Origin of the sequence: Haloferax sp. Atlit-6N, from assembly GCF_003383195.1 — an archaeon.
Taxonomy (GTDB): Archaea; Halobacteriota; Halobacteria; order Halobacteriales; family Haloferacaceae; genus Haloferax; species Haloferax gibbonsii.
This window is the reverse complement of the sequence record NZ_QEQJ01000002.1, coordinates 179,536-201,342: the sequence shown is the minus strand read 5'-3', so window position 1 is coordinate 201,342 and position 21,807 is coordinate 179,536. Positions and strand designations below refer to the sequence as shown.

At 59.4% G+C, this 21,807-nt stretch carries 27 protein-coding genes and 1 tRNA gene; 11 read left to right on the top strand and 17 right to left on the bottom strand.

Going from position 1 to position 21,807, the window contains the following annotated elements; translation table 11 throughout:
- Nucleotides 1–47: 47 nt before the first annotated feature.
- Nucleotides 48–407: a hypothetical protein gene (locus DEQ92_RS10220; protein WP_115820743.1), complete on the top strand. Its 360-nt coding sequence runs from the start codon at nt 48–50 to the stop codon at nt 405–407.
- Here DEQ92_RS10220 and DEQ92_RS10215 read toward each other — a convergent pair.
- The 13 genes from DEQ92_RS10215 to DEQ92_RS10155 all read right to left on the bottom strand — a co-directional run bounded on the left by DEQ92_RS10215 (nt 404) and on the right by DEQ92_RS10155 (nt 10,599).
- The gene (locus DEQ92_RS10215; protein ID WP_115820742.1) at nt 404–754 is read right to left on the bottom strand and encodes a hypothetical protein; all 351 of its coding nucleotides are present in this window, start codon (nt 752–754) and stop codon (nt 404–406) included. The two genes, DEQ92_RS10220 and DEQ92_RS10215, sit on opposite strands and share 4 nt — an antisense overlap.
- A complete protein-coding gene (locus tag DEQ92_RS10210; RefSeq protein ID WP_115820741.1) occupies nt 751–978 on the bottom strand; it encodes a hypothetical protein in 228 nt (75 codons plus the stop codon). The genes DEQ92_RS10215 and DEQ92_RS10210 overlap by 4 nt, the downstream gene beginning before the upstream one ends.
- Nucleotides 975–1,274 carry a hypothetical protein gene (locus DEQ92_RS10205; protein WP_115820740.1) on the bottom strand — a complete coding sequence of 100 codons (300 nt, stop codon included), beginning with the start codon at nt 1,272–1,274 and terminating at the stop codon, nt 975–977. The genes DEQ92_RS10210 and DEQ92_RS10205 overlap by 4 nt, the downstream gene beginning before the upstream one ends.
- Nucleotides 1,271–1,639: a hypothetical protein gene (locus tag DEQ92_RS10200; RefSeq protein WP_233516846.1), complete on the bottom strand. Its 369-nt coding sequence runs from the start codon at nt 1,637–1,639 to the stop codon at nt 1,271–1,273. Before DEQ92_RS10200 ends, DEQ92_RS10205 begins: the two co-directional genes overlap by 4 nt.
- A complete protein-coding gene (locus DEQ92_RS10195) occupies nt 1,639–4,665 on the bottom strand; it encodes a LamG domain-containing protein (RefSeq protein WP_147299486.1) in 3,027 nt (1,008 codons plus the stop codon). Before DEQ92_RS10195 ends, DEQ92_RS10200 begins: the two co-directional genes overlap by 1 nt.
- Nucleotides 4,662–4,916: a hypothetical protein gene (locus tag DEQ92_RS10190; protein WP_233516845.1), complete on the bottom strand. Its 255-nt coding sequence runs from the start codon at nt 4,914–4,916 to the stop codon at nt 4,662–4,664. The genes DEQ92_RS10195 and DEQ92_RS10190 overlap by 4 nt, the downstream gene beginning before the upstream one ends.
- A 20-nt stretch (nt 4,917–4,936) precedes the next feature.
- Nucleotides 4,937–5,197 carry a hypothetical protein gene (locus tag DEQ92_RS10185; RefSeq protein ID WP_049967713.1) on the bottom strand — a complete coding sequence of 87 codons (261 nt, stop codon included), beginning with the start codon at nt 5,195–5,197 and terminating at the stop codon, nt 4,937–4,939.
- The gene (locus DEQ92_RS23410; protein ID WP_158547619.1) at nt 5,197–7,428 is read right to left on the bottom strand and encodes a hypothetical protein; all 2,232 of its coding nucleotides are present in this window, start codon (nt 7,426–7,428) and stop codon (nt 5,197–5,199) included. The genes DEQ92_RS10185 and DEQ92_RS23410 overlap by 1 nt, the downstream gene beginning before the upstream one ends.
- A 410-nt stretch (nt 7,429–7,838) precedes the next feature.
- On the bottom strand, nt 7,839–8,711 hold the full coding sequence (locus DEQ92_RS10175; RefSeq protein WP_115820736.1) for a hypothetical protein: 873 nt from the start codon (nt 8,709–8,711) through the stop codon (nt 7,839–7,841).
- Nucleotides 8,712–8,714: 3 nt separating this feature from the next.
- A complete protein-coding gene (locus tag DEQ92_RS10170; RefSeq protein ID WP_233516844.1) occupies nt 8,715–9,314 on the bottom strand; it encodes a hypothetical protein in 600 nt (199 codons plus the stop codon).
- Entirely contained in the window at nt 9,311–9,610 is a 300-nt protein-coding gene (locus tag DEQ92_RS10165; RefSeq protein WP_115820734.1) for a hypothetical protein, read from the bottom strand. The genes DEQ92_RS10170 and DEQ92_RS10165 overlap by 4 nt, the downstream gene beginning before the upstream one ends.
- A complete protein-coding gene (locus DEQ92_RS10160; protein ID WP_115820733.1) occupies nt 9,607–10,038 on the bottom strand; it encodes a hypothetical protein in 432 nt (143 codons plus the stop codon). The genes DEQ92_RS10165 and DEQ92_RS10160 overlap by 4 nt, the downstream gene beginning before the upstream one ends.
- 60 nt (nt 10,039–10,098) lie before the next feature.
- A complete protein-coding gene (locus tag DEQ92_RS10155) occupies nt 10,099–10,599 on the bottom strand; it encodes a hypothetical protein (RefSeq protein ID WP_233516843.1) in 501 nt (166 codons plus the stop codon).
- Nucleotides 10,600–10,750: 151 nt separating this feature from the next.
- Here DEQ92_RS10155 and DEQ92_RS10150 point away from each other — a divergent pair, with 151 nt between their 5' ends.
- The 9 genes from DEQ92_RS10150 to DEQ92_RS10110 all read left to right on the top strand — a co-directional run bounded on the left by DEQ92_RS10150 (nt 10,751) and on the right by DEQ92_RS10110 (nt 17,107).
- Nucleotides 10,751–11,059 (top strand): hypothetical protein, encoded by a 309-nt coding sequence (locus tag DEQ92_RS10150; protein WP_049967720.1) that lies wholly within the window; start codon nt 10,751–10,753, stop codon nt 11,057–11,059.
- The gene (locus DEQ92_RS10145; RefSeq protein ID WP_049967721.1) at nt 11,052–11,639 is read left to right on the top strand and encodes a hypothetical protein; all 588 of its coding nucleotides are present in this window, start codon (nt 11,052–11,054) and stop codon (nt 11,637–11,639) included. Before DEQ92_RS10150 ends, DEQ92_RS10145 begins: the two co-directional genes overlap by 8 nt.
- Nucleotides 11,636–12,589, top strand: coding sequence for a hypothetical protein (locus DEQ92_RS10140; protein WP_115820732.1), 954 nt, complete (start codon nt 11,636–11,638; stop codon nt 12,587–12,589). Before DEQ92_RS10145 ends, DEQ92_RS10140 begins: the two co-directional genes overlap by 4 nt.
- Nucleotides 12,590–12,751: 162 nt before the next feature.
- A complete protein-coding gene (locus tag DEQ92_RS10135) occupies nt 12,752–13,903 on the top strand; it encodes a glycosyltransferase (protein WP_049967723.1) in 1,152 nt (383 codons plus the stop codon).
- Nucleotides 13,900–14,433, top strand: coding sequence for a methyltransferase domain-containing protein (locus DEQ92_RS10130; protein ID WP_115820731.1), 534 nt, complete (start codon nt 13,900–13,902; stop codon nt 14,431–14,433). The genes DEQ92_RS10135 and DEQ92_RS10130 overlap by 4 nt, the downstream gene beginning before the upstream one ends.
- On the top strand, nt 14,430–14,771 hold the full coding sequence (locus tag DEQ92_RS10125; protein ID WP_049967724.1) for a hypothetical protein: 342 nt from the start codon (nt 14,430–14,432) through the stop codon (nt 14,769–14,771). Before DEQ92_RS10130 ends, DEQ92_RS10125 begins: the two co-directional genes overlap by 4 nt.
- Nucleotides 14,768–15,703: a hypothetical protein gene (locus DEQ92_RS10120; RefSeq protein ID WP_115820730.1), complete on the top strand. Its 936-nt coding sequence runs from the start codon at nt 14,768–14,770 to the stop codon at nt 15,701–15,703. Before DEQ92_RS10125 ends, DEQ92_RS10120 begins: the two co-directional genes overlap by 4 nt.
- A gap of 300 nt (nt 15,704–16,003) precedes the next feature.
- Nucleotides 16,004–16,624 carry a site-specific integrase gene (locus DEQ92_RS10115; RefSeq protein ID WP_115820729.1) on the top strand — a complete coding sequence of 207 codons (621 nt, stop codon included), beginning with the start codon at nt 16,004–16,006 and terminating at the stop codon, nt 16,622–16,624.
- Nucleotides 16,625–16,816: 192 nt separating this feature from the next.
- Nucleotides 16,817–17,107, top strand: coding sequence for a GIY-YIG nuclease family protein (locus tag DEQ92_RS10110; RefSeq protein WP_147299485.1), 291 nt, complete (start codon nt 16,817–16,819; stop codon nt 17,105–17,107).
- Nucleotides 17,108–17,260: 153 nt separating this feature from the next.
- Here DEQ92_RS10110 and DEQ92_RS23195 read toward each other — a convergent pair whose 3' ends face one another.
- The 3 genes from DEQ92_RS23195 to DEQ92_RS10100 all read right to left on the bottom strand — a co-directional run bounded on the left by DEQ92_RS23195 (nt 17,261) and on the right by DEQ92_RS10100 (nt 20,467).
- Entirely contained in the window at nt 17,261–17,752 is a 492-nt protein-coding gene (locus DEQ92_RS23195; protein WP_147302777.1) for a DUF5518 domain-containing protein, read from the bottom strand.
- Nucleotides 17,753–18,062: 310 nt separating this feature from the next.
- Nucleotides 18,063–20,186 carry an Lrp/AsnC family transcriptional regulator gene (locus tag DEQ92_RS10105; RefSeq protein WP_115820727.1) on the bottom strand — a complete coding sequence of 708 codons (2,124 nt, stop codon included), beginning with the start codon at nt 20,184–20,186 and terminating at the stop codon, nt 18,063–18,065.
- A gap of 210 nt (nt 20,187–20,396) precedes the next feature.
- A tRNA-Pro gene (locus DEQ92_RS10100) sits at nt 20,397–20,467 on the bottom strand.
- Between the two features lie 173 nt (nt 20,468–20,640).
- On the opposite strand from DEQ92_RS10100, the gene DEQ92_RS10095 reads away from it, so the two are divergent.
- Complete coding sequence (locus DEQ92_RS10095; protein ID WP_050459648.1) at nt 20,641–20,925, top strand: hypothetical protein; 285 nt, start codon at nt 20,641–20,643, stop codon at nt 20,923–20,925.
- Between the two features lie 12 nt (nt 20,926–20,937).
- Here DEQ92_RS10095 and DEQ92_RS10090 read toward each other — a convergent pair whose 3' ends face one another.
- Nucleotides 20,938–21,807, bottom strand: a complete 870-nt coding sequence (locus DEQ92_RS10090) for an RNA-guided pseudouridylation complex pseudouridine synthase subunit Cbf5 (RefSeq protein WP_115820726.1) — start codon at nt 21,805–21,807, stop codon at nt 20,938–20,940.

The following is a 21,807-nucleotide window of genomic DNA, read 5'->3' as shown; positions in this document are numbered from 1 at the left end:
TATCAGACGGCAGAACGATTATCAAGTCTTCACTCAGTGATATTGATATGAGAAAGGGGCTGAATCATCGGTTCCACGACCTCCCGCTCGTCGATGAGGTGACGGGAATAGCCCTCTCGATGCTGATTCTGTACTGGCTTGCACTCAGCGCCGTCATTGGAATCGGAATCGTCGCCTCAATCTTTGCCGGAATAATCGCCAAGGCATTCCCACTACTCGGTGTCCAGTACCAAACAATCACGGACGCGATCATTTTCTCAGAGACCACTGACAAAGTCGCGTTATTCGTTTTCTGGACGTCTGCTGTTGCAACGGCAATCGTCGGAGTGTTCCTCGCACTCGACTACCTCACGAACGCCATCGACACCGTCTTCAGAAAAGTCGGGATTCTCGGGGGCGGACGCTAACCGAACGGGTGTCTATCGGCGTAACTCGGGAAGGCGTAGACGACCCAGTTGACGAAGAGTATCACGAGCAGCCCGAGGTCGTAGAGTGCGAGCCCGGCGAGACCCGAGACACTCGGGACGCCGAAGATGACGACCAGGAGCATGGCGATGCCGAGCCCTACGAGTGTCGGTGCGAGATGCGCGACGCGAATCGCCCAGACGGGTGCGTCGTCGTTCCAGTCCATCGTTACTCGTGAATCAGTACCATCGAGAGAGATGTCGATGTCTGCCCACGGGTAGGCCGCAGCAGCGTGGGTGAGTTCGTGGAGGGGGACCGATGGCGTCAGCAGGTTCGAGAGGCGGGTCATCGCGGCACCTCGCGGGCGAAGAGCGTGAGGAGGACCATGCCGTTGAATCCCAGCGCGAAGTAGATCCCGACGCGTGTGAGGACACCAGGTGCGTCAAGGGCGATGGGTGCGGCCATGAGCCCGTTGCAGAGAAGGTTGACCATGATGAAGACGTGCGCGGCGAGTTGTTTCTCGTCGAGGTCCTCACCAAGAGAGAATCCATCGCGGAGGTTCGAGATGCTCATTGTACCACCGTCTGGAAGAGTGCGGCAAACAACGAGACGACGAGCGTCATGAAGATGACCGTCCATGCGATCGAGGCGATGATACCGGGAAGCAACGTCGCAGCGAAGCCCGAGATGAGGACGAGAAGCGTCGCGGGCAGGACGTAGTCGCCGGTCTTGGCGTAGATGGGGATGATAACGCCTGCGACGATGAACATCGCGAGAACGTTCTCAGTACCGGGACCGAAGGCGCTTCCGAGGCCATCAGCGACACACGAGTGGACGTCCTGCTGAAACCAGCAGTCGAGTTCGCTCATGAGATACGCATCCCCCGGATGATTTGCCAGACGCCGATGTAGTTCACGAACTGAATCGGGACGCCGATGGGACCGGCGAACCACGCAGGAAACCCGACGTTTTGGAGGGCGATCGGAAGCATGAGGCTCCATTTCAGCGCTCCAACGATTGCGCCAGTCGCCTGCGTGGTGAACCCGAGGTAGGACTCGACTGAGCCGCCGCGGTCAGCACGGTACGACGATGCGTCTTCGGATAGCTGGTCGGCATCATCCTGGAGACCAGTCGCTTTGTCGATTCCAACGGCGTCGTTGAAACCGGACCCGGCCATGAGGCCGCCAGCGACGGCGAAGCAGATGACGAACAGCATTGGGACTGTGACTTTCATTAGTAGGAGTTGAAGGAGGCGGCGAGCCCGAGTAGCGCGACTGCGCCGGAGAGCCCGATGACACTCATCGGGATGTCGACCCAGCCGAGCCACGTGATGCCCGTGGCGACGGAGACAACAGCAACCGCGCCAACTCTCGACAGTGTCGAGGGGAACGCGGCCGAAAGTGCGACGAGAAGGACGAGTCCGGCGAGCGTCGCCCATCGAGAATCGATAGGGACGGGCGTCCGGATCGAGGCGGCTGACGAGATGGGCTCCTTGATGGTGATCGTCTGGTTGTTTCGTTCGAGGGTGATGTCCACGGCCCAGTCCTGTTCAAGTTGAGACTGACTGAGTGGTTGCGTGCGCTTGAACGTCGAGAGGTTGGTCGCAGACGACTCAAAGAGGATCTCAGAATCATCGCCACGCTCGTGGACGATGATTTTGAGACTGGTTGTTTGTTTTTCGCTGTCGTCAAATGCAACAACGAGTGACGAGTTTCGTTCGTCGATATAGGCATGCCACTGATAGGTCTCACCCTTGGGGGCTTGCCACCGAATTTGGCCGACTTCAAGCGTAGCAGACGAATTTTTTGTTGGGACGTACGCGCCAAGTTCGCGACGGTCACCGTCGTCGTTCTCTATCACGAGACGGTAGCGTTGGTCTTTCTCTAATTCGGTTTTATAGATTTGGTCGCTGCCGAAATAGTCTCCCGAGACGACTTGCCACTCAATGGTGCCGTTCGTCTCAATTGGTCGCTCCACATAGAGAACAGTATTTGATCCTTCGAACTCACCAGTGAGGTCGTTAAGAGTTAGTTCCTGATATACCGTACTCGTGTTCTCCGGGAGGAGATAAAGTGAAGACTGGTCGAAAACGCTCTTGATGGCGATTGTGCGGGTAACGTATCCATCCGCACTGACTTCGATAATGTAGCCACGGTCTGCATTGATGCCGGTGAGGTCGATAGTACCATCATTGGTCGTCTTTTCGAAGATGAGTTCACCCGAGTATAGCTTGGCTTTGATATCGACGGTGTCATTGATCTTCTCACCAGTCGAGACGTTCCGTATCGTGACGCCTGAGGGGATTGCAAAGCTTGCTGTGTCGCTGGTGACCTCGTTCCCGAACTCATCGACGAGTCGGACACTCCAATCATGAGTGCCTGCTTGTAGTCCACCTGCGTATGCGGTGACCTCTTGAGATGACGAAATGGTCTGTGATGCAATTTCTGAGCCGTCAACAGACCATTCGACCGTGACGGTGTCCCCTTGTGCTGTTGAGAAATCGCTGTCGTCGACAGTCAGAGATAGTGGGACTGGGACTTGGTCGACAGTTGTGCTTGTTGTGTTTGGAGAGAGACCAATGACAGATGGGGATGATGTGTTAGAACGAACACCCTCTGCATTGAGGCGGGCAATATGATGCGGGCCAGTCGGGCTGAACTCGACGTCGATGTCGACGTTGTCAGCGCTCGACTCAGACCACGTGAGCGTGTGGTTGCCGCTCGTCGAGAACGTCGATTGGTTGAGGACGGCTCCCGAGCCAGTTCGCCACGTGACAGTCGCGGTCGCGTTTTTGAGCGTGAGGTCGGTGAACCCGCTAACCGAATTTGTCACGGAATGTGAGGTGGAATACGTCGATGTCTGCGGAATCTCAGACGCCGGCTGTGTGCTGAGACGGGCGATTTCATCCGCCGACAATGCACGGTGGTAGAATCGCAGCTCATCGACACTCGCATTGAGATCGTTATTTCGGTTTGCCGCCCCTGGTGGTGCCAATTCGACGCCATCGAGATTAGCAGTTCCAGACGTCACCGGGTCAGATGCTGCGAGTGACCCATTAACCCAGATGCTGCGATGGGACCCATTGTAACGCATCGTGACGAAGGACCACGCATCAATCGGGACAGACCCGGCCTTGAATGTGGACTCAGCAACGCCGGGAACCCGATGCGAGAGTGTTTGACCCTCCTCAAGAACGACGAAGTTCTCGAGGCCGGACGTTGATAATATCCGACGATAGTCATTCTCGCTGCTCGTGTCAACTGCGTCTGGTCGGAGATAAAACGAGACGGAATACGTTTGGGCGCTGCCGTAGTCTCCAAGACTTGTCGAATTACCATCAAGGGTTGGGTCGAAATTAATCGCAGACCCAACAACTCCGTCATCAAACTCTCCGAACCCAACTGTCGATGTTTTCCCTTCGTCCGATTTGATCTCTCCAGACCCACGATCGAATGCCCAACGGTCGGTTGCGGGTGCGGTGAACTTTGTTACTGGGTGGCGTTCATGTCGAGTCTGCAACCCCGGAGACAATGGTGAGCTATGCATCGCAAGGTCGACAACCTCTCCGTGGAAATCGTTCCCTCCAACGACGAGACCTTGGTTTGTGTTGGCTGGCTCAAGCGTCCCCCCTCCGGATTTGACGAGCGTGCCGTTGTGGTAGACTCTGACCGTGCCATCTGACTCAATGGTCAAACCGACCTGATTCCGAGCGTTTGGATTGATGACTGGGTCCGTGACCAAAACAAGAGTGTTGCCATAAAACACAGACAACTCTCGATTGCTGTCGATTTTGAGCTGCCAGCCGGAATCTCCCGCATAGTCGAATCCGTTGCCCACGAGTTGTTGGGTCGAGCTTGACGATGGGTTTGGATTGATGACCATCGAGACCGTGGTTGGAGTTGAGACAACATCGCTGGAGACGAGGTCGTCACCCGGATCAAGTGCGACGCCGTTGGATGTCCACGATGCTCCAGAGAGTGTGAGATGACGGTTACCAACGTCGTCAATCGCAGTTGACCCAGATCCAGCATCGAAGTTCCATCGTGCGACAGCAGAGGGTCGAGAGACATCATGATCGACACTATCGAGACTGTCGATAACCTCCGCGTTGGTTAACGTCGCCGAACCAAGCTCGGTCGCAGTCGAGTTTGACGAGACGACTGCGATATGAGCTGCGCTGACCGGAGCGGCACTAACGGCGAGATAGACCGCGAACATAACTGCGAGGATTGATAATCTGCGCGTGAGCTTAGTCCTCACAGCCGACCCCTCCGGTACTGAGCGACCTGTTGTTTCTCCCGTGTCACGCCAGCGATGGCCGCGTACACAAGGTAGTCGACAATGAATATCGGGACGATGAGGAAGTAGCTCAGCGTCTCTAAGTTCTGAATCGGTCCCCAGACCCATGTCGGCTGGAGGAACGTCATACTCTCCGCGACGTGGAAAACCTCCGCACCGGCGGTGTTGAGGAACAACACGAGTCCGGCAATCTGGACGATACCGACTGCCACGAAGATGAGTACTCGAGGGCTCACGGACTGACACCACCGAGGAGCGCACCACGGGTGAGTCCAGTCACGAAGAGACCGACGATGACGAGTGCAACGAGCCACGTCACGGCCTGCGTGACGTAGAGGCAGTTCTGCGCACCCTCGACGACGGGCTGGGAAACCCGTGATGGCCCACAGGCGGGACCGAGCATTGGTTCGGTCACCGTCTGGAGGATGTCCTGAACGTACACCGAGAGGAAGAGCGTCAGCGCCGCCTTGATGTAGAACCCGAAGGTCGCCATCAGAGACCTCCGAAGCGCTCTTTCCAGAGCTTGTCGATGTCGGCGATGCCAGTTCGCCAACTGTTCTCCCACGCGCTCATATCGACCGCGAACGCGTTGCTGGGGTTCCGATTTCCGAAGGACTGTTGGCGCTCTCGCTCCCGCTCGAACTCGGTCTCGAAGCGTCTGCGAGCTTGTTCGAATTCGCGTTCGACTTCAGTTCCTGTGGACATCTGGACCGGTTCGTATTCGTATTCGGTCCCGGCACGCCCAATCTCACTCTCGAACTCGGTCGCACGTTCCGTCTCGGTCTCGAAGCCAGTCTCGAACCGCTGGTCGAGACGAACGTCTGTGGGTTGCCACGTATCCTGTCGAGTATCGCCCCGAGTGTCGAGACCGAGACGCTGTGCGAGGTCTGCCTGTGCGCGCTCGAACTCCCGCTGCTGTTGGCGCGCGAGTTCTTCTCCGGTCGCGATTTCAGCCCCAGTGGCTTTTCTCCGCCTGGTTCGAGCCGCATCAGCTTCGAAACTGGATGCTTCGGCTTGTTGCCGCATCTGTCTCGCCTCACGAGTCGGCCACTCCTGTCCGCTGAGGCGACTTCCGTCTCGAAGTTGACGACGACCTCGACTGGAGCGGCCACCGACGCTGTAGGCTTCGCGGAAGCGTCTCTCAGTTTCGAGACGGCGAGCTTCGAGTTCGTCTGGGTCGACAGTCAATTGGTCGGCGCGCGTGGCCTGCGTCGGCGTCGAGGTCGGCTGTCCGGCGTCCTCCAAGAGGACCTGCTCGGCATCGCGCTCTTCCTGGGCAAACCGACGCAGTTCATACTGCGTCTGGTCGAGGTCCTGTTCGCGGGCGTCGGCGCGGTCGAGTTCGGGCGACATCCGACCGGGAGAGTCATCGACTTCGACAGTCTGCCGCCCGCTCGGACCGGAGAGTTCGAGTTGCCCCCGTTCACCGGCGAGGAACTGTTTCGCGCGCTTGCCTTCTACTTCGAACCGACGGACAGCGTCGTATTTGGTGCGTCGGATACCACGGACGAGTTTCGAGGTGGCTGGCTTCGCTTTGGACGCGGCAGCCATCGCAATCTCCTCGTTGTCGATGCGACCACCGGGGATCGCGTCAAGGATGCGCTGACCCCTTGCCGTCTGCTCGAGAGCGCGCGTCGCAACGTAACTCGCAGCCTCTTCACCGGGTTGAACCGCGACGCGAGCGGCCGCGCCGGTCTTCCCACCGACCTTCGCCGCCGCCGCAAATCCCCCGGCAGACACAGCGAGTGACCCGACGACAGCGCCCGAGGTCCGTCCGGGATTCTTCCAAAAAGCGTCGTTTGCTTCTTGGGCTGCCTTCCAGCCTGCGCCCATCACGGCCGCGGAGGTGTCTGTACTGAGGTCTACAACCCCGTCAGTCCCCTCGTCGCCGGCCACGATGTACTTCCCCGTTTCACCGATTTCCATGAGACCAACAGCCGTCTGCGGAACGTTGGCGAGTTGGACAGCGCCTTCGACAGCACCGCTGGCGAACTCTTCGCCGAAGGTCTCGCCGTCTGGTCCGGCAACGACGTCATCAACGGGTTCGGGGACGTACTCTCGAACCGCGTCATAGGTCGCCCCAATCGCTGCGGGTGGGCCGTACTTGTCGTTGATCTCAACGACCTTTCTCGTGGCCTTGTCGACCTCGTCGGCGGCGCTTCGGAGGCCACCCTCGACTTCGTCTTTGTCGGGGTCGCCGAAGCCGAACGACCAGTCGATATCACCGAACTGCTCTTCGCGTTTGGGTTGCTCCTGGATACGCGCGCGGAAGCCGCCGCCGTCCGTCTGCCCGACAATCTTGACTCGGTCGGGGTCGACGTCGACTTTGTCGGCGATGTCGCGGCGTGCCTTCTCCCGCTGGACCGTGGAGATGTCGCCGCTGGCGTCCTTGGTGAGTTCGGCGTCGATGTCCTGCGCTCGGTCAGTCACGCTGTCGGATGATTCCCGACCAAGCTTCTCGGGGAGTCGCTGTTCGCGCGCTCGTGCGTTCCGCTGTTGTTCGACCTGATACTCGCGGACGTTTTGCTGACCGACGGGTGTGAGCGAGGCGACGAGCTTGTTGCCGTCGCGTCGGACTCGGACGTTCCGAGGGTTATCGAGGCCGGCCGTCTGGTCGACGACGCGCTGTCTGAGTTTCTGTTTCTTGCCCCGGAGTCTCGCACGACGCCTCGCTTCGGCGCGGGTAATGGGCTCGCCCCGGCCGCCGAAGTCGTCGGCCACCATCGGCGCGTCTTGCTTCTGGCGTCGTTGGTTCTGCTGTTTCGTCTCGCGGACTTCTCGCTTGTATCGAGTGGCTGCTTCGCGGTCACTAACCGAGTCACGGTCTCTGGACGAGCGACTGCTGGAGCGCCCAGACGATGACGAGCCAGAGGACGATGTGCCGGATGACGACGAACCCGATTGGTATCGGTCACCTCGACGCTGGGATTTCCGTTGTTCGACGACCTGTCGGTCGCGATCTCGCGAGCGGTCGACCGACGAACCCCTACCATCGTCGTTCGATGATGACGAGCGTGAGGAAGAGGAGGAGCTGTCGTTGTCATCCCGAGCGCGGTCGCGAGCGTCACGGATGTCTTCCTCAGCGCGCCGTTTCGCCTCACGGTCATCTGTGTCTCCTCCACCGGGGAGCGGCATCAGAACACACCTCCGAGACCGGCGTTAATCATGAACGGAAGGACGTTGATTCCGCCGCCAGTGCCGGATGCGCTCCCTGCGATACTCGCGGCGAGCGCGGGTCCGAAGAGACCGAGTGCGACGCCTCCGAGACCGACGAGTACGAGATAGAGCTGTTCTTTTCGGGACCAGTCGAGTTCGGCGAGCTTCGCACGCGTCCCCTGGAGGCTCATGTCCTCCTGTGTGACCTTGCTACCGAACAGGCGGTAGCCGTCGCGGAAGGAGATGACCCGGCCGTCGTATTCGTCATCGGCGACCTCGGCGTGGATTGCGACGTCGGTTCCACCGTCGGTCGTGGCGGTCGGCTCGAACTCCCCACGGCGACGCTGGCCACCCATGAACGCCTCGATTGGGTCGGTCGTCTCAGCGTACTTCCCGAGCGCCCACGCGACGGGGTACTTCCCGAGCATCCGGTACGGAATGCCCTGCTCGTCGGTTTTGAAGCGCTCGTCGTTCTCGCTACGGAACTCGTTCTCGGTCGTGTGCCACGAAGACGCGCGCGGTGCGATGACGCCGTCACCGTAGATGACGTGCGTGATGGTGTCGGCACCGGTCGTTTTGAGCTTGAGCTTGTAGCCGGCGTCGATGACTTTGTCTCCGAGTTTGTTCGTCCTCGGGACGAATCGAAGAACTTTGAGCCAAAACGAGACCCAGAAGACCCACCAACCGCGGAAGAAATTGTAGACGAGGCCGCCGCTGGCGTCGCCGGCTTTCCGCGCGATTTTGTGGTCTTCTGATTCCTCGTCGAGCTTCGTTCGAGTGTTCGCGAACAACTCTGGTTCGTCCGGTTCGAGCGGGTCGGTATCGTTTGATTTTGGATTCTTGTCAGTCATGGATTACCACGGGAGGATACTGCTGACTCGACCACCGGACTGCGTGTCACCGTCGGGGTCGCGCCGTTCGCTGGAGACGTGTGTTTCGGTGATTGCTTCGAGAAGCCGGCCGTCACCGAGCGACTGGCGGTCGGTTCGAACGTCGTCGATGACCGTGCGGATAGCCTCTTTCTCGTGGTCCGCGAGGTCTCTCCGGACGCCGCTGAACGAGTCGCCGTTGACCTCCTGTGCGACCTGCCGAAAGACGCCAGTACAGAGGTCTGGGTACTCGCGGCCGCGGACGATGCGGTCGCGGAGGTTCTCGTTGAGGAGTCGCCGGGACCGGGCGTCGTAGTACTCCTCGTCGTGGTCGGCGAGCATCTCACTCGGCGAGAGGTACGGCTGGATGAGCGAGACGAGTTCTTCGTACTCGTTGGATTCGACGTCGGCTTCGAGGAGACGGTCGAGAAGGTCCTCGGGCTCCATGTCGTGCATGGGGTCGACGACCGGGCCATTCGAGACGCCGCGGTTGACCGCGGTTCGTTCGAGATCTTGCGCGGCGCGCTCGTCGAGTTCGCGCGCCTGAAGCTCGCCGGGATCGGGCTGGGAGTCGCGACCCATCATGCGCGAGCCCTCTCGTTAGTGGCGGTGTGGAAGACGGCTCCGTAGAGTGCGATAGCACTCACGGCGGCCGCACTGAGACACACGAACTGGATGGTAGGCGAGCCGAGTGAGACGAACTCGCCGGTCGATTCGTTGAACACGGCGACGTTCCCGCTGGTGAGCGCCAGAGCGCCCCAGACGACGAGGCCGAGCAGTGCCCAGATCGCCTCGGAGTCGTGGCCGCGGAAGACGAGCGCGCCGAAGAGCGCGAGCGTACCGAGGAGACCGAGGGCCAACTGGTGTGCGACGAGTATCATCCGAGGAACCCCCAGATGACGAATACAGCGGCGATGAGAGCGAGAAGCGGCACCGGGATGCTAATCGCTCCGAGCCCGCGGTTCACGTCGCGGGTGGTTTGGTCTGGGGCCTCGAACTGGTAGCTGATGTTGACCTGCGTCCCGTTGGAGACGGTGGCGTTTTCGAGTCGTTCGAGTTCCCCGGTCGATTCGTTGAAACGGTAATCAACCCCTTCCGTGAGGGTCGATCCGTTGTGCGTGACGGTGACGTTCGCGCCGAAGTCGACGGCGATGTCGGATGCCTCGACCAGACGACCGGCGTCGTCGAGGGAGATGCCTTCCGTGGTCGCTTGGGCTTCGGCGCTCTCGATGTAGGAGGTGCCGAAAGTAGCGATGGCAAAGACACCGACGACGGCGATGGCGGTGAACGTGACGATTGCGTTAGTCATGGCTCTTGAGTTGGGTGATGAGCGGTGGAAAATCGGTGCGTAGGTGGTGAGATGTCGGTTTTACCGGCCGCCGCCCATACCACCGCCCATGCCGCCGAAGAATCCGAGCGCGACGCTCGCACCCGCGGCGATCAGGCCGACGCCGATGAGGATGAACGCCGTCTCGCCGTAGTTAGCGAACGTGTCGAACATCGACGTCCAGGTGTTGTTGTACGTCGGGTTCGCGACGATTTCGGTCGAGTAGAGCGACCCGAGGACGATGAGGGCGACGACGGCGACGATGATGGCCTGGGAGACCATCATGATCGAGCCGGAGATGCGGGCGGTGGTCGTCGCGTCCTCCGTGAAGTGCTCCTGTTTGGGTTCGATGCCGAGGCGCTGTGCGGCTTCGAGACCGCGGTTGAGCGCTTGACCGGAGAACCCGCCACGTCCGTGGACGAACTCCTCGATTGGGTTGGTGAACGGTTCCTCGACCGCCACTTCGATAGCGTGGTCGTCGTCGACGTTGGCACCCGGCCCCAGGCGGAACCCAGCGGCGGGGTGGCCTGCACATGCAGACATACACGTGCCCTCTTTTGCAGAGATGATATGTCTCCGGAATATACTGTCACGAATGGGGTAATAGAGCGGGTCTCCGGTGGATATCCAGCCGGATAGCCACCATGGCTATCCTCGTGTAGAGACTTAATGCAGATTCTCTAGTACGGCCGCTATGGCAATCCAGAATAGTGGTCAGACACGGCAAATAGAGTCTGTAATCGCGGAGTGTACGTCTCAGATGGGTGTTCGACAGTCGCTTGAGCTGAAGAAACTCGCTCAACACATCGAGTCCGGCAACCTCGACTCTGTGTCGCTCAACAGCGAGGTTCGGAATATCCAGCAGACGGGGAGTTCGATGAACATCAATCTCACGAGCTACGCAGCGGAGTGGCTTGAACTCGAGAAACAGCAGCCCCTCGTGGTCCACACGCTCGCCGATTCGATTGTCATCACGATTCCTGACGGTGACTGTGATGTCTAAATCGGATGACTTGCGGTCGAAGACGGTCCGTGAGCGTATCATCGAAGACGCACAGGTTCGGTGCCATCAGAAGCGCTCGGAGGTCCAAGACGCCCGGTTGCGGATGTCGATAGTTCCGCGGTCTCTCCGAGGCGATTTCCAGAATCGGGTTCTGGAGTACTACCGAGCGCTCCGTCCACTTCGGACCGAGGGCATCATCAAAGAGTGGTGGTCTTCCGTGGTACTGTCGCCAAGCTGGACCGCCGGACGAGAGTACGTCTTCGAGATTGACGGGCAGGAAATCGAGGTGTCGCAAGACGAGGCGATGACGATTTACGAGAAACAAGGTGTGGCACCAGTCGAAGTCAGAGACATCCCATATCGAGGTCTCGAACGTCTCGACGAACTGGAGGATGCGACCGAGACAGTCGTGGAAACCCGCTCAACGATGCGCGGAGTGCGGGAGGAACAGACGACGCAACAGGTCGTCCTCGACGTACGACAGTTGATGGATATCGCGGGTGTCCTCGACGACGCGGCGACGAAACTCGGGTTCAAGCCGTCTATCGAACTTCAGGACGCGGAGGGTGAAGTCGTATGAGTTCACAGATCGAGCCGGAGATCGTCGACCGGATGCAGTCGCACGTACCTCCTAAGAATCTCTCAAGCCACTGGTCGGAGATGCCCGACCGAGTTCGCGAGAACCTGATTCTCCGACGCAAGATATGGCCGCGGATGAACGTGTACAACGAGAACTGGATGTGCTTTTTAGCCGGGGAGACTGGGGACGGGAAGTCTTACGCGGCACTCCGACTCGCGGAGGCACTTGACCCGACGTTCGGGCCGCATCGTGTGACGTACTCCGTTGAGGAGTTCCTCGAAATCGCTGCGAGTGACCTCCCAGAGGGTGCGATTATCGTGCTCGAAGAAGCGGGTGTCGCCGCGGGGAACCGGAATTGGTACACGGTCGCCAATCAGGTCTTAGACGCTCTAACGCAGACGTGGCGACATCGAAACAACGGCGCGATTATGACCGCGCCTGACTTCGACCTCATCGACTCGCACGTTCAGCGTCGGTTCCATCACCTCGGGATTATGGTCGGCAAGGACGAGTCAGCCGGCATCAGCAAGGCACGGTGGAAGTACATCCAGACGAACAACGAGACGGGAAAGATGTACAAGAAGTACCATCGGATGATCGGCGACGATGGTGTGCTTCGCCGGCACAAGTGGATGAAGTTTCAGCTCCCGACACCCGATCTCGTGGAGGAGTACGAGTCGACAAAGGGAGAGTTCACTGACGACCTCATCGACGACTTGCTGGAGAAGGTACGGGCGGAGTCGAAGGAAGCCGAGGCGGAGCAGCTCTCGCCGGTGCAGGTGGCAAAAGAGATTCTCGACGAGGGCCGCGTTGAGGAGTACATTAGTGAGGCGTCGGGTGGCGAGTACTTCGACCGTGCTCTGTTGAAGATGGACTACGGCGTGAGCGAGGACGAGTCGAAGCAGATCAAGAAATACGTCGTACGGGAGGCGGATCTGGATGTCATGTAGAGTGTCGGGGCACCCACCCACCCCCCCACACCCTTGTGTTTATATTAACTTGAGATACGCAAGTGGCGGTTCGTCGGGTCGTGGCTTTCGGCGGTCCTTCGGCGTTTCATCGCGTGTACGCCCGGCTGGCGCGGCGCTCGCGAGGTCCTACGGTGGTGTGCGATGAAGATTGCCATCGCTCACGAGCACTATCCGCAGCGCGGGGGCGGCGAGATGGTTTCGGACGAACTCGCACGGACGTTCGACGCACCAGTCTACGCCGGGTTCGTCAACAGGGATGCGACCGCGCCGGACGTCGAGCTTCACGACTTGTTTGGTGATGGAGTCCTGGGCCAACTCATCAGACGGTCTGCGTTCATCAGAGACGCGTTCTATCAGTTCGCGTGGACGGATGTGGTTGAGCTGCGTGACTTCGACGTGATCGTGACGAGCGGGAACAATCCCGGTTGGTTCGTGCCGCGTGACACGCAGACGGTCGTCAGTTACGTGCACTCACCTCAACGGACGCCTTACGACATGTGGGCGGACTCTGAGGAGACCCACGGTCTTGCCAAACACATCTACACGAAGGCTGCGAGGACGCTCCATCCAGAAGGGAAGTACGCGGACCGATTGGTCGCGAACAGCGACCTCGTGAAGCGCCGGATTGTTCGATACTGGGACGTGGATGCTGACGACGTCGACGTGGTGTACCCTCCAATCGATGTCGAGGGCTGGTCTCGACATGACGATGAGACTGGCGACTACGTTGTGACGTGGTCCCGGATGTTCGACAACAAGAACATCGACGAGATTGTTCGCGCGTGCAACCGAACGGGGACGAAGCTGATTGTCGGTGGTGATGGTCCGGAACGCGAGCGTCTCGAAGAGATAGCGGGGCCAACAGTCGAGTTCCGTGGATTCGTCGAGTGGGACGAACTGTGCCGTCTGGTGAGTGGAGCGAAAGCGACGCTCTTCGCAGCGGACAACGAGGACTTCGGGATGGTCCCAGTCGAATCGATGGCCGCGGGGACGCCAGTTATCGGTGTTCGTGAAGGCTTCACTCGCCACCAAATCATCGATGGCGTGAACGGAGTTCTCTTCGACCGCGGCGTCGACAACCTCGTCGACGCGATAGAGCGATTCGAGTCGGAGGGCGTCACTGCGACTGAGCACGATATCGAGAGGTTCGCGCAACAGTTCTCGGTGGAGCGATTCAGACGTCAGATGCGTTCTATCGTGAACGAAGCGGTCGAAGACTCGCAAATCGAGACGTCCGTCGAGCCGCCGTTACCAACGCGGAGGCTCGCAGCAGATGGTGGTGATGAACAATGAGCCTGACAGAGAGAAGCGCTGAGTATCTCCATCTCGGGAGTGGACCCGACTACCGAGATGGCTGGACAAATGTCGACGTAAACGAAGACGCTGACCCGGACGTGGTGGCTGACCTAACCAAGCCGTGGGACTTCGCGTCGGATGATGTGCGAGTGATTGAGGCGCACCACGTCGTTGAGCACCTGGAAGACCGGACGGCGTTCTTCGTTGAGGCGGCGAAGGCACTGCGACCAAACGGGATTCTGCGCATCACGGTCCCGCTGGGTTCGAACTTCGACACTGACTCTGACCACGTCGCTCCACGGTGGACGTGGCGAACTCCTGAACAGTTCTCGCGGGCGCATCGAAGACAGTGGGACCCGGATATCCCGCTGGAACTTGTGCACCGCGAGGTCGACGTTTGGCTTGGTGGTCCGCTGTCCCCAGCATCTCCGCTGCTGCGACTCGCAGCACAACGGTGGCCAGATTGGGCGTCAAGTCGATGCTACGCTGGTGAATTGACTGCTGTGTTCCGGAGGTGCGACAAATGAGTTCTCGACTGCTGCCCCAGCTCGAGAGCGGCGTGATCCGTCTCGGTGGTGCAAAAGTGCTGTTCCAGCGGTCTGGGATGGTGACGCAGCTCATCACGATGCTCTCGGCGATGTCTGCAGCTTGGTCGACGACGCCGGTGATTCGCGAAGTCTTCGGAAGCTTCGTCGTGTTCATCGGTGTGGCTGTTTCGTCGCTGTCGGTGTGGATGCTGTTCGACTACGCGGTGGTTCTGCCGAGCGAGCAATCGTTCAACCAAACGCAATCGCAGAGGGCCGCAAGAAGCCCTCTGAAGCGCGATACTGAGGCGATTCTCGACAAACTGGAGGACGAGAAATGACGGTGTCGGACTTCCTCGCTCAGGTGCGCTCCGACTTCGAGCGACATCCGCCGTCGAAAGCCTTCGAGACCACAGTTGGCGAAATCGTCAACGGCGTTGGCCGGCGCGTTGGTGGGCGCGTGAACTATGGTGTTCCTCACTGGGAGCGTGGCGACTGGGACATTCTGGTTCTCCTCGACGCGTGCCGGTTCGACTTGATGACCGAGGTCGCTGACGAGACTGACTGGATCCCGGATGTCGACACTCATGTGAGTCCGGCGTCGATGTCAGCGGAGTTCGTCGAGCGGATGACGCGACCACGATATCGTGACGAGATGTCGCGAACCGCACTAGTGACGGCGAATCCATTCTCTCGTGACATCGACAGCGAGGAGTGGTTCACCGTCAACGAGGTGTGGAGACACTCGTGGGATGACGACCACGGAACGATTCTGCCTCGGTCGGTGACTGATGCCGCGATTCGACAGTCTCGTGCTGGCGACCAGGACCGGATAATTGTCTGGTTCATGCAGCCGCACGTTCCGTTCGTCGATTGCGATTGGTCGGATGGCTACCCTGACCAGAACGATATCGGCAAGACCAGCGTCGAGACCGGCGTCAAATCCCCGTGGATGCAACTCCGAGACGGTGAGCGTTCGTTCGATGAGTTCTGGTCTGCATATCGACGGAACCTCGAACTCGTGCTCGACGACGTTCGGCTCTTGGTCGAGAATGTCGACGGGACGGTAGTCGTCTCGTCTGACCACGCGAACGCAGTTGGAGAGTTCGGCGTCTACGGACACCCACGGAACTCGTGGGTTCCGTCGCTGAAACGCGTGCCATGGGTCGAACTCGAAGCGAGCGACACTGGCGGATACACTCCCGGTGAGATGGTGTCGAAAGCGTCACCGGCTGATGTCACAGAACAACTGGAAGCGCTTGGATACCGATGACACCGACGACACGTGTTCTCGAGGCGCTGGATGAATTGACGTGCAGTGGCCCGGCGATGCTGGTTGGCCTCCTGCGAGCGATGGCGCACCAAGCCGCGATGGCGCTGTTCTTTGGTGCGAGTTGTTCCGAGAATCGTCTAGTTCGAGAACGTTGATGGCATTCACAAGTTCCGAGAATCACCTATTCTCGTAACCAACTGCACCCTCAACGACGCGTAATCGACGTCTTTTCCGGACAAATAGACCCGGCCGAACTAGCTAAGGTTCCGGGAAACAGAGCTATCTACCAGAACTGGAACCATGCAGCGACGCCCATATCCATCGAAGTCGGGAAAGCGACTGTGGCTCTCCCAAGACGAACAACAGAAACTCCTCACCCTCGTCGAGGACGAGTACCCACGTCGACGTATTGCCCTCGACCTCGCGCTTCACGGTCTCCGCAGCGACGAGGTGCGGAACGTCGAACCGCGACACTTCAAGCCGATCGACGACCAGGGAAAGTGGAGGTTGGAGATTCCTGACGGGAAAACCGGCGGACGAGACACTCCAGTATCGAAGTCTCTTCGCGAGCGCGTGAAGTACCTGAAGTCCGCAGCGCGGATGCGTACCGACGAGTCGGTCATCGATGTCTCGACTCGCTCGCTGCGGGACTGGGTTGTTGATGCTCGTGAGCAGCTGGCCGACGACCTCGACGATGACCGGTGGCACGACCTCGGGATGCACGATCTCCGACGGACGTGGGCGACAGACACGTTCTACTCACTCGCGTTCGAGGGCGTGCCTATCGCTGAGGAGTTGACGATGGCGTGGGGTGGATGGGCGATGACCGATTCCGGGCGCGAGACGTTCCGTCGGAACTACCTCGGTCCCGTGCCAGACCATGTGACTTCGAGGGCCATGGCACATCTGCTATTGGAATAGGTCCAACGGCCGTGCACTGTTAAAAAATAAAAGCGAGCAGAATTTTCGTGGTGCCATCTCCTCGAGACTGATTATCTAATCTGGACTGTGACGAACTAGTTTTCACTCACACTCCGCTCTGTTTATGCTTATTACTATCCAGTGAGTTTGTCTGACTGCCTCCCGAGAGAAACAATCATAAGGAGAGAAATCATGCCAATCGACAAGAAATGGAGTAAGGCAACGGAACAGCATATCAAATCAAACGCACCTAAAAAGAAGGGAGTCTACGAGCTCAAGATGTTCGGCGAGATAAAATATGTCGGGAGATCTAGCAACCTCCGTCGCCGTCTTCTTGAGCATCTTGAGAAACGAAACCCGACCTTCTACCGGTTCAAGAAACTGGGGTTCCTCTCAAGCGCAAGAAAAGCAGAACAGAATCATTATGATAGACACGTTGAGAAGCATGGCCAGCCACCAGAGTGGAATGATAAACGACCATAAATGCGAACCGAGCTACAGAACACCTACTAATTACTCGTCTTGGGGTTTGTCTGTGCGAAGACGTGCACAGGCACAGACGGATTCATCGTGAATCTACCAGACCAAGTACTGGTATCTTAGATTCTTCTGGTTTTGGTCAAAATAGATCGCACTCTATGCGTTTTCGTCTAAGAACCAACCAACCAAACCCCCACCCACGAACCCACCGAGTACTTTCAGAAATAGACCCGAAATTAATCCGATGATTGCGAAAATGAGCAGGCTTCCCGCAGTACCACTATCTCCTCCTGATGAGGATGATATTAGTGCTGCATTGAGAATTGACCCGCCAATGACACCGATAAGTGATGATGGAATACCACCAATTAACCCAACAACAAGGCCGTATTTTGCACCGTCGCGACCTCCACTTTTCCGTAAGTAACCTATCGCAGCACCTCCCAAGAGGCCGCCACCGAGAGTGAATATCCATCCGAATAAAAGGCCGAATGCAGGGATGAGTACGCCGAGTGATACAAAGAACACGACAGACGAGCCTATCAATACGTGTCGTTGGCGCTCAGTCAGCCTACTGTTTGAACTGCTTGCCCCGGGTGCTGAGTTATTATTCTCCATTCTGTCCAAATATCTGAATTTCAGGGACATAAACTTGTTCTTGAATAGTCAGTAACTACATATTGAGATAGAAGCCGCGCCGAGTAGGCGCGGCGACCCCCGTTTCATCTGTTTCATCTGGAGTCTCCGGAGGAGACTCCGGTAATCTTGGAGTGTGGCTCTTTAGCCACACATCTAACGGAGAATTGGGGGGTACCCCCAAATTCGGAGTGCCTGCGGTCGCGGTCGCTGTCCGGGTAAATCGACAGCTGGAAAATTACATCTGATACAACCCTGAAAAAGCTGCAAAAGGAGCCGATTTCTCACCGAACGGGTAGTGTCGCCACTCAGGAGTCGTACGCTATCTGGCGAGCTTGACCACGTTCGAACCGAAGAGGCTCTTCAGTTCGTGGAGTTGGAAGACGACCCGCTTCGATGTATCGAGCGCGGTCGCCTCGATCTCGAACTCACGAGCGAACTCTATCTGTGGATTTCCAGTCACCCGCGACCAGGCGTTGACACCCGACCGGATAAGACGCTGGATCTCTGAGCGCGACTTCTGCGGAGCCAGTTCGAGACGTTCGCGGTACTCGCCGTCCTTCCGGTTGCGGACCCAATGGCGGAGCCAATGAGACCACGGGTCGTCGCTCTCGCCATAGGTGTCCGCACGGATGATATCGGCCGCGGCTTCCTCGAGGGTACACTCGACGGTTCGCTTGGCCGACTCGATGTGTTCGACGATCCCGTTGGCGATGTGCTTCGAAGCCAGTTCGACGTGTCCGTACTCGTGGATCACCAGCTCACCGAGTCGCTTCAGCGCGCTGTAGACCGTACTGATGTCCTTCCCGATTCGGTCCGCGAGGTCAGCAGGTGAGACGTTTCCACCGTCGGTCACCAGTTCGTCAACGAGCGCAACGTCGGTCTCGTTCATGTTCCCCGCGACCGCGAACTTCCGAATCTCGTGGTCCTGCTGTTGAGCGATACGCGGCAGCGGGTTGTCGACGACCTTCGCCATTCGTGCCTCGCCCTCAACGGCGAAGTAGTCGTCCGCGACGTACATCTGGTGGTCAGGCGTCACTGGGAGGTCGGACCAGTTCAGAACGTTCAGCAGAGCCTCGTCGAGTTCCTTGTGGAGCTGGTCGACGTCGTCGAACCGGAGGGTATCATCGTACAGCGAGTTCTGATAGGAGACGCCGATCTTCGGGTTCTTCAGCGGTGTTCCAGCGACAGCGTCCGGGTTCTTCACGTGGTAGTGCTTGAACTCCTTCGGGAGTTCGTGACCACCGACGATCTCGGCGGCGCGCATCGCGCAGACTGTGGACGTGTGATACCAGCCTTCGCAGACGCGGTCGTCGCGAACAGTCTTCGAGTAGCCGCTACGCTCGCCGCCGAGGATGAGTGCGATGCGGTGAAGCGTCCCGTCGAGTGCGAACACCCGACCGGTCTCGCCCTTCTTCGCGCGGACGTACAGCTCGGCATCAGTAACGTTCGACGACTCGTGTATCTCGTCGGGATGGAGCGCCTGGTAGTCGACGCCCGTGAACGAGTTCCATCCGAACTCCTCTTGTCGCTCGCGAAGCTCGCGTAGTGCCTCGAACAAGACGCTCGGGTACTGGTCGAACTCGAAGTAGCTCCCGCGCGTCTCGACGTCGACGCCGAGGATGTTGTGCGGGTTCGGGATATTCTTCCCGCTCTTGGAGGTGATTCCCGGCCACCGCGGACGAACACGGAAGTACGCGCGCTTGCGGTTCTCGTCCTTCGCGTCCTTGAACGACTGGTAGGCCGCGGGGTAGACGCGGATGAGGAACTCAGGAACGTCCTCAAGTCGCCAGTCCCACCGACCGAGGTCGGTACTATCGTCCGGAGTCGCGAGACCGGGGTTGTCGGCGTAGCCAAACTCGACGTTCCACTCTTCGCCACCGAACTCGATACCGGCGCGAAGGTTCCCGTACTCTTCGAAGTCGTGCATTTTGTACAGCGAGACGAGTCCGAAGTAGGTCGACAGCGCGTCGTCCCACTTCAGGTACGCCGAGAACTCGTGTGGCTGTGGGAAGAGGAACTTCCGAAGTCCCGAGACGGCGGTCGTCGAGTCCTGTCCACGCATCGTCCGCGCCCGGACGCCACGCTTCTGACAGCGTTCGTGCTGCTCGGCTTCCGCGCAGGCGTAGAAGTGATCCTCGCGAACGTCCTTCCGGATGTGCGCGTCGCCACAGAAGCGACACTCACCGGTCGGCTCCAGGTCGCAGTTCCACTCGTGTTCGAGCGCGGCCGCTTCGGTCTCGAAGCTCGTCTGGCAGTACCGACAGACGGCAACGAACTCCGGCATCTCGAACTCGACGTCGACCGGCTCGTCGTCGACGGTCGAACCGGGCTCGTAGCCGTTGTCAACTGCGGACTCGATGGTGTCCTCGTCGTTCGAAGTGACGAGGTCTGCATCGTCGAGGACGGAGAACTCCGCGACGACCTCACTGGTGTCGTCGCTCACCGGCGGTCGCCTCCGACGAGGTCGCGCCCGCAACGCTCACAGCGGAACAGTTTCTCTGACTCGTGACCGCACGTGGGGCACTCGCGGGTCACGCAAACCACCCGTCAGAAGGGGTTTTTAAGCAGTTTTTTATTTTCGACCTGCTATCTAATGCAAAATGTACAGAGAGAGCTTGTACTGCTGGTGATTTCAACCCATGAAAGTAAGAAGTGGGACCGCTGAGAGTCGAACTCAGGTCCTACCGACCCCATCGGCAGAGGATACCACTACCCCACGGTCCCGGGGTGCATTCAAAGCGATGCGTGTCTCGCGGTTAAGCCCTTCGTTTCGTCGCGGCGACGCGAAGAGCTGGCGTGCCACGGTATCGCACCGTCGTCGTGCGGTTCGAACGGTGCCAAGAAACCGATTCCGCCCCACGAGTACGCTTTTGCCGCCTCGGAAGTAATGACAACGCATGTTCACGTCCCTCCAGAGCGTCCCGCTCGGACTCCTCCCGTTCGTCGCGATGCTCCTCGTCCTCCTCGCGGTGGGCGTCGCAGGCCTCCGGTGGTGGTCGATTCGCCGCGGTTCCGAGTCCGAACCGTCGGCGGAGCGCCCCGAGGAGTCCCACGGCTACCCGCTGGCGTCGTGGCGCTACGTCTACGACCTCGACAAGTCGGACGCGAAACGAGAGGTCGCGTCGGTCAACGAGCAGGCGGAGACGCTCGCGGACGCGGAGAAAAAGCGCCGGAGAAAGTAGCGCGAAGCGGCCTCACACTAACACGGCTTCCAGCGAGACGACCTCGCCGGCGTCGGCGTCCGCGTCGCCGACGAGTTCGCCCAGACAGACGGCCGAACCGTCGTCGGTGTAACAGGCGACGAGGTCGCCGCGAGAGGCGTCGGCGTCGACGTCGAAGACGCCGGGCGCGTAGACGGGCGCGCCGTTGGCGACCTCGCGGGCCGCGCTGTTGGCCACGGTGACCGATGGGAGGTTCGACAGCGCCCGCTCGGCGGGCGAGACCACGTCGCGGAGCCACGACTCGTCGCCCTCCTCGGCGAACGCGAGGGCGTCCGTGAGGTCGTGGAGCGTGGCGAGGTCCGCGTCGTCGAAGGGGTCGGTCGCGGTCCGGCGGAGGTGACCCATGTGGCCGCCGGTACCGAGCGCGAGTCCGAGGTCGTGACACAGTTTCCGGATGTACGTGCCCGACTCGCACCGGATGCGCAACAGCGCCTGTCTGTCTTTCACTTCGAGGAGGTCGAGGTCGTACACCTCGCGGACGCGGAGGCGGCGCGAGACGGCGGACTTCCGCGGGGGCTTCTGGTAGAGCTTCGATTCGAACTCGGCGACGGTCGAGTCGATGTCGGCCGGCGCGGGCCCGTGGAGTTCGAGCACGGAGACGTACTCCTTCGAGCCTTCGAGGAACACCTGCGCCATGCGGGTCGCGTCGCCGAGGAGCGTGGGGAGACAGCCGGTCACCTTCGGGTCGAGCGTTCCCGAGTGAGCGGCGCGGTCGACGTCGGCCATGTCGCGGACCCAGCCGGTGACTTGGTGGGCCGACGGCCCCGGCGGCTTGTCGAGGTTGACGACGCCGAACGAGAGCAGGTCGTCGACGCTCCGGTGTTCGGGCGGGTCTCGGAGCAT

Bases quoted from the DNA above. Each gene is read 5' to 3' on its own strand.
- DEQ92_RS10220 (WP_115820743.1), top strand. From the start codon at position 48: ATGAGAAAGGGGCTGAATCATCGGTTCCACGACCTCCCGCTCGTCGAT.
- DEQ92_RS10215 (WP_115820742.1), bottom strand. From the start codon at position 754: ATGACCCGCCTCTCGAACCTGCTGACGCCATCGGTCCCCCTCCACGAA.
- DEQ92_RS10210 (WP_115820741.1), bottom strand. From the start codon at position 978: ATGAGCATCTCGAACCTCCGCGATGGATTCTCTCTTGGTGAGGACCTC.
- DEQ92_RS10205 (WP_115820740.1), bottom strand. From the start codon at position 1,274: ATGAGCGAACTCGACTGCTGGTTTCAGCAGGACGTCCACTCGTGTGTC.
- DEQ92_RS10200 (WP_233516846.1), bottom strand. From the start codon at position 1,639: ATGAAAGTCACAGTCCCAATGCTGTTCGTCATCTGCTTCGCCGTCGCT.
- DEQ92_RS10185 (WP_049967713.1), bottom strand. From the start codon at position 5,197: ATGGCGACCTTCGGGTTCTACATCAAGGCGGCGCTGACGCTCTTCCTC.
- DEQ92_RS23410 (WP_158547619.1), bottom strand. From the start codon at position 7,428: ATGGTGGCCGACGACTTCGGCGGCCGGGGCGAGCCCATTACCCGCGCC.
- DEQ92_RS10175 (WP_115820736.1), bottom strand. From the start codon at position 8,711: ATGACTGACAAGAATCCAAAATCAAACGATACCGACCCGCTCGAACCG.
- DEQ92_RS10170 (WP_233516844.1), bottom strand. From the start codon at position 9,314: ATGATGGGTCGCGACTCCCAGCCCGATCCCGGCGAGCTTCAGGCGCGC.
- DEQ92_RS10165 (WP_115820734.1), bottom strand. From the start codon at position 9,610: ATGATACTCGTCGCACACCAGTTGGCCCTCGGTCTCCTCGGTACGCTC.
- DEQ92_RS10160 (WP_115820733.1), bottom strand. From the start codon at position 10,038: ATGACTAACGCAATCGTCACGTTCACCGCCATCGCCGTCGTCGGTGTC.
- DEQ92_RS10155 (WP_233516843.1), bottom strand. From the start codon at position 10,599: ATGTCTGCATGTGCAGGCCACCCCGCCGCTGGGTTCCGCCTGGGGCCG.
- DEQ92_RS10150 (WP_049967720.1), top strand. From the start codon at position 10,751: ATGGCAATCCAGAATAGTGGTCAGACACGGCAAATAGAGTCTGTAATC.
- DEQ92_RS10145 (WP_049967721.1), top strand. From the start codon at position 11,052: ATGTCTAAATCGGATGACTTGCGGTCGAAGACGGTCCGTGAGCGTATC.
- DEQ92_RS10140 (WP_115820732.1), top strand. From the start codon at position 11,636: ATGAGTTCACAGATCGAGCCGGAGATCGTCGACCGGATGCAGTCGCAC.
- DEQ92_RS10135 (WP_049967723.1), top strand. From the start codon at position 12,752: ATGAAGATTGCCATCGCTCACGAGCACTATCCGCAGCGCGGGGGCGGC.
- DEQ92_RS10130 (WP_115820731.1), top strand. From the start codon at position 13,900: ATGAGCCTGACAGAGAGAAGCGCTGAGTATCTCCATCTCGGGAGTGGA.
- DEQ92_RS10125 (WP_049967724.1), top strand. From the start codon at position 14,430: ATGAGTTCTCGACTGCTGCCCCAGCTCGAGAGCGGCGTGATCCGTCTC.
- DEQ92_RS10120 (WP_115820730.1), top strand. From the start codon at position 14,768: ATGACGGTGTCGGACTTCCTCGCTCAGGTGCGCTCCGACTTCGAGCGA.
- DEQ92_RS10115 (WP_115820729.1), top strand. From the start codon at position 16,004: ATGCAGCGACGCCCATATCCATCGAAGTCGGGAAAGCGACTGTGGCTC.
- DEQ92_RS10110 (WP_147299485.1), top strand. From the start codon at position 16,817: ATGCCAATCGACAAGAAATGGAGTAAGGCAACGGAACAGCATATCAAA.
- DEQ92_RS23195 (WP_147302777.1), bottom strand. From the start codon at position 17,752: ATGTCCCTGAAATTCAGATATTTGGACAGAATGGAGAATAATAACTCA.
- DEQ92_RS10095 (WP_050459648.1), top strand. From the start codon at position 20,641: ATGTTCACGTCCCTCCAGAGCGTCCCGCTCGGACTCCTCCCGTTCGTC.
- DEQ92_RS10090 (WP_115820726.1), bottom strand. From the start codon at position 21,807: ATGCTCCGAGACCCGCCCGAACACCGGAGCGTCGACGACCTGCTCTCG.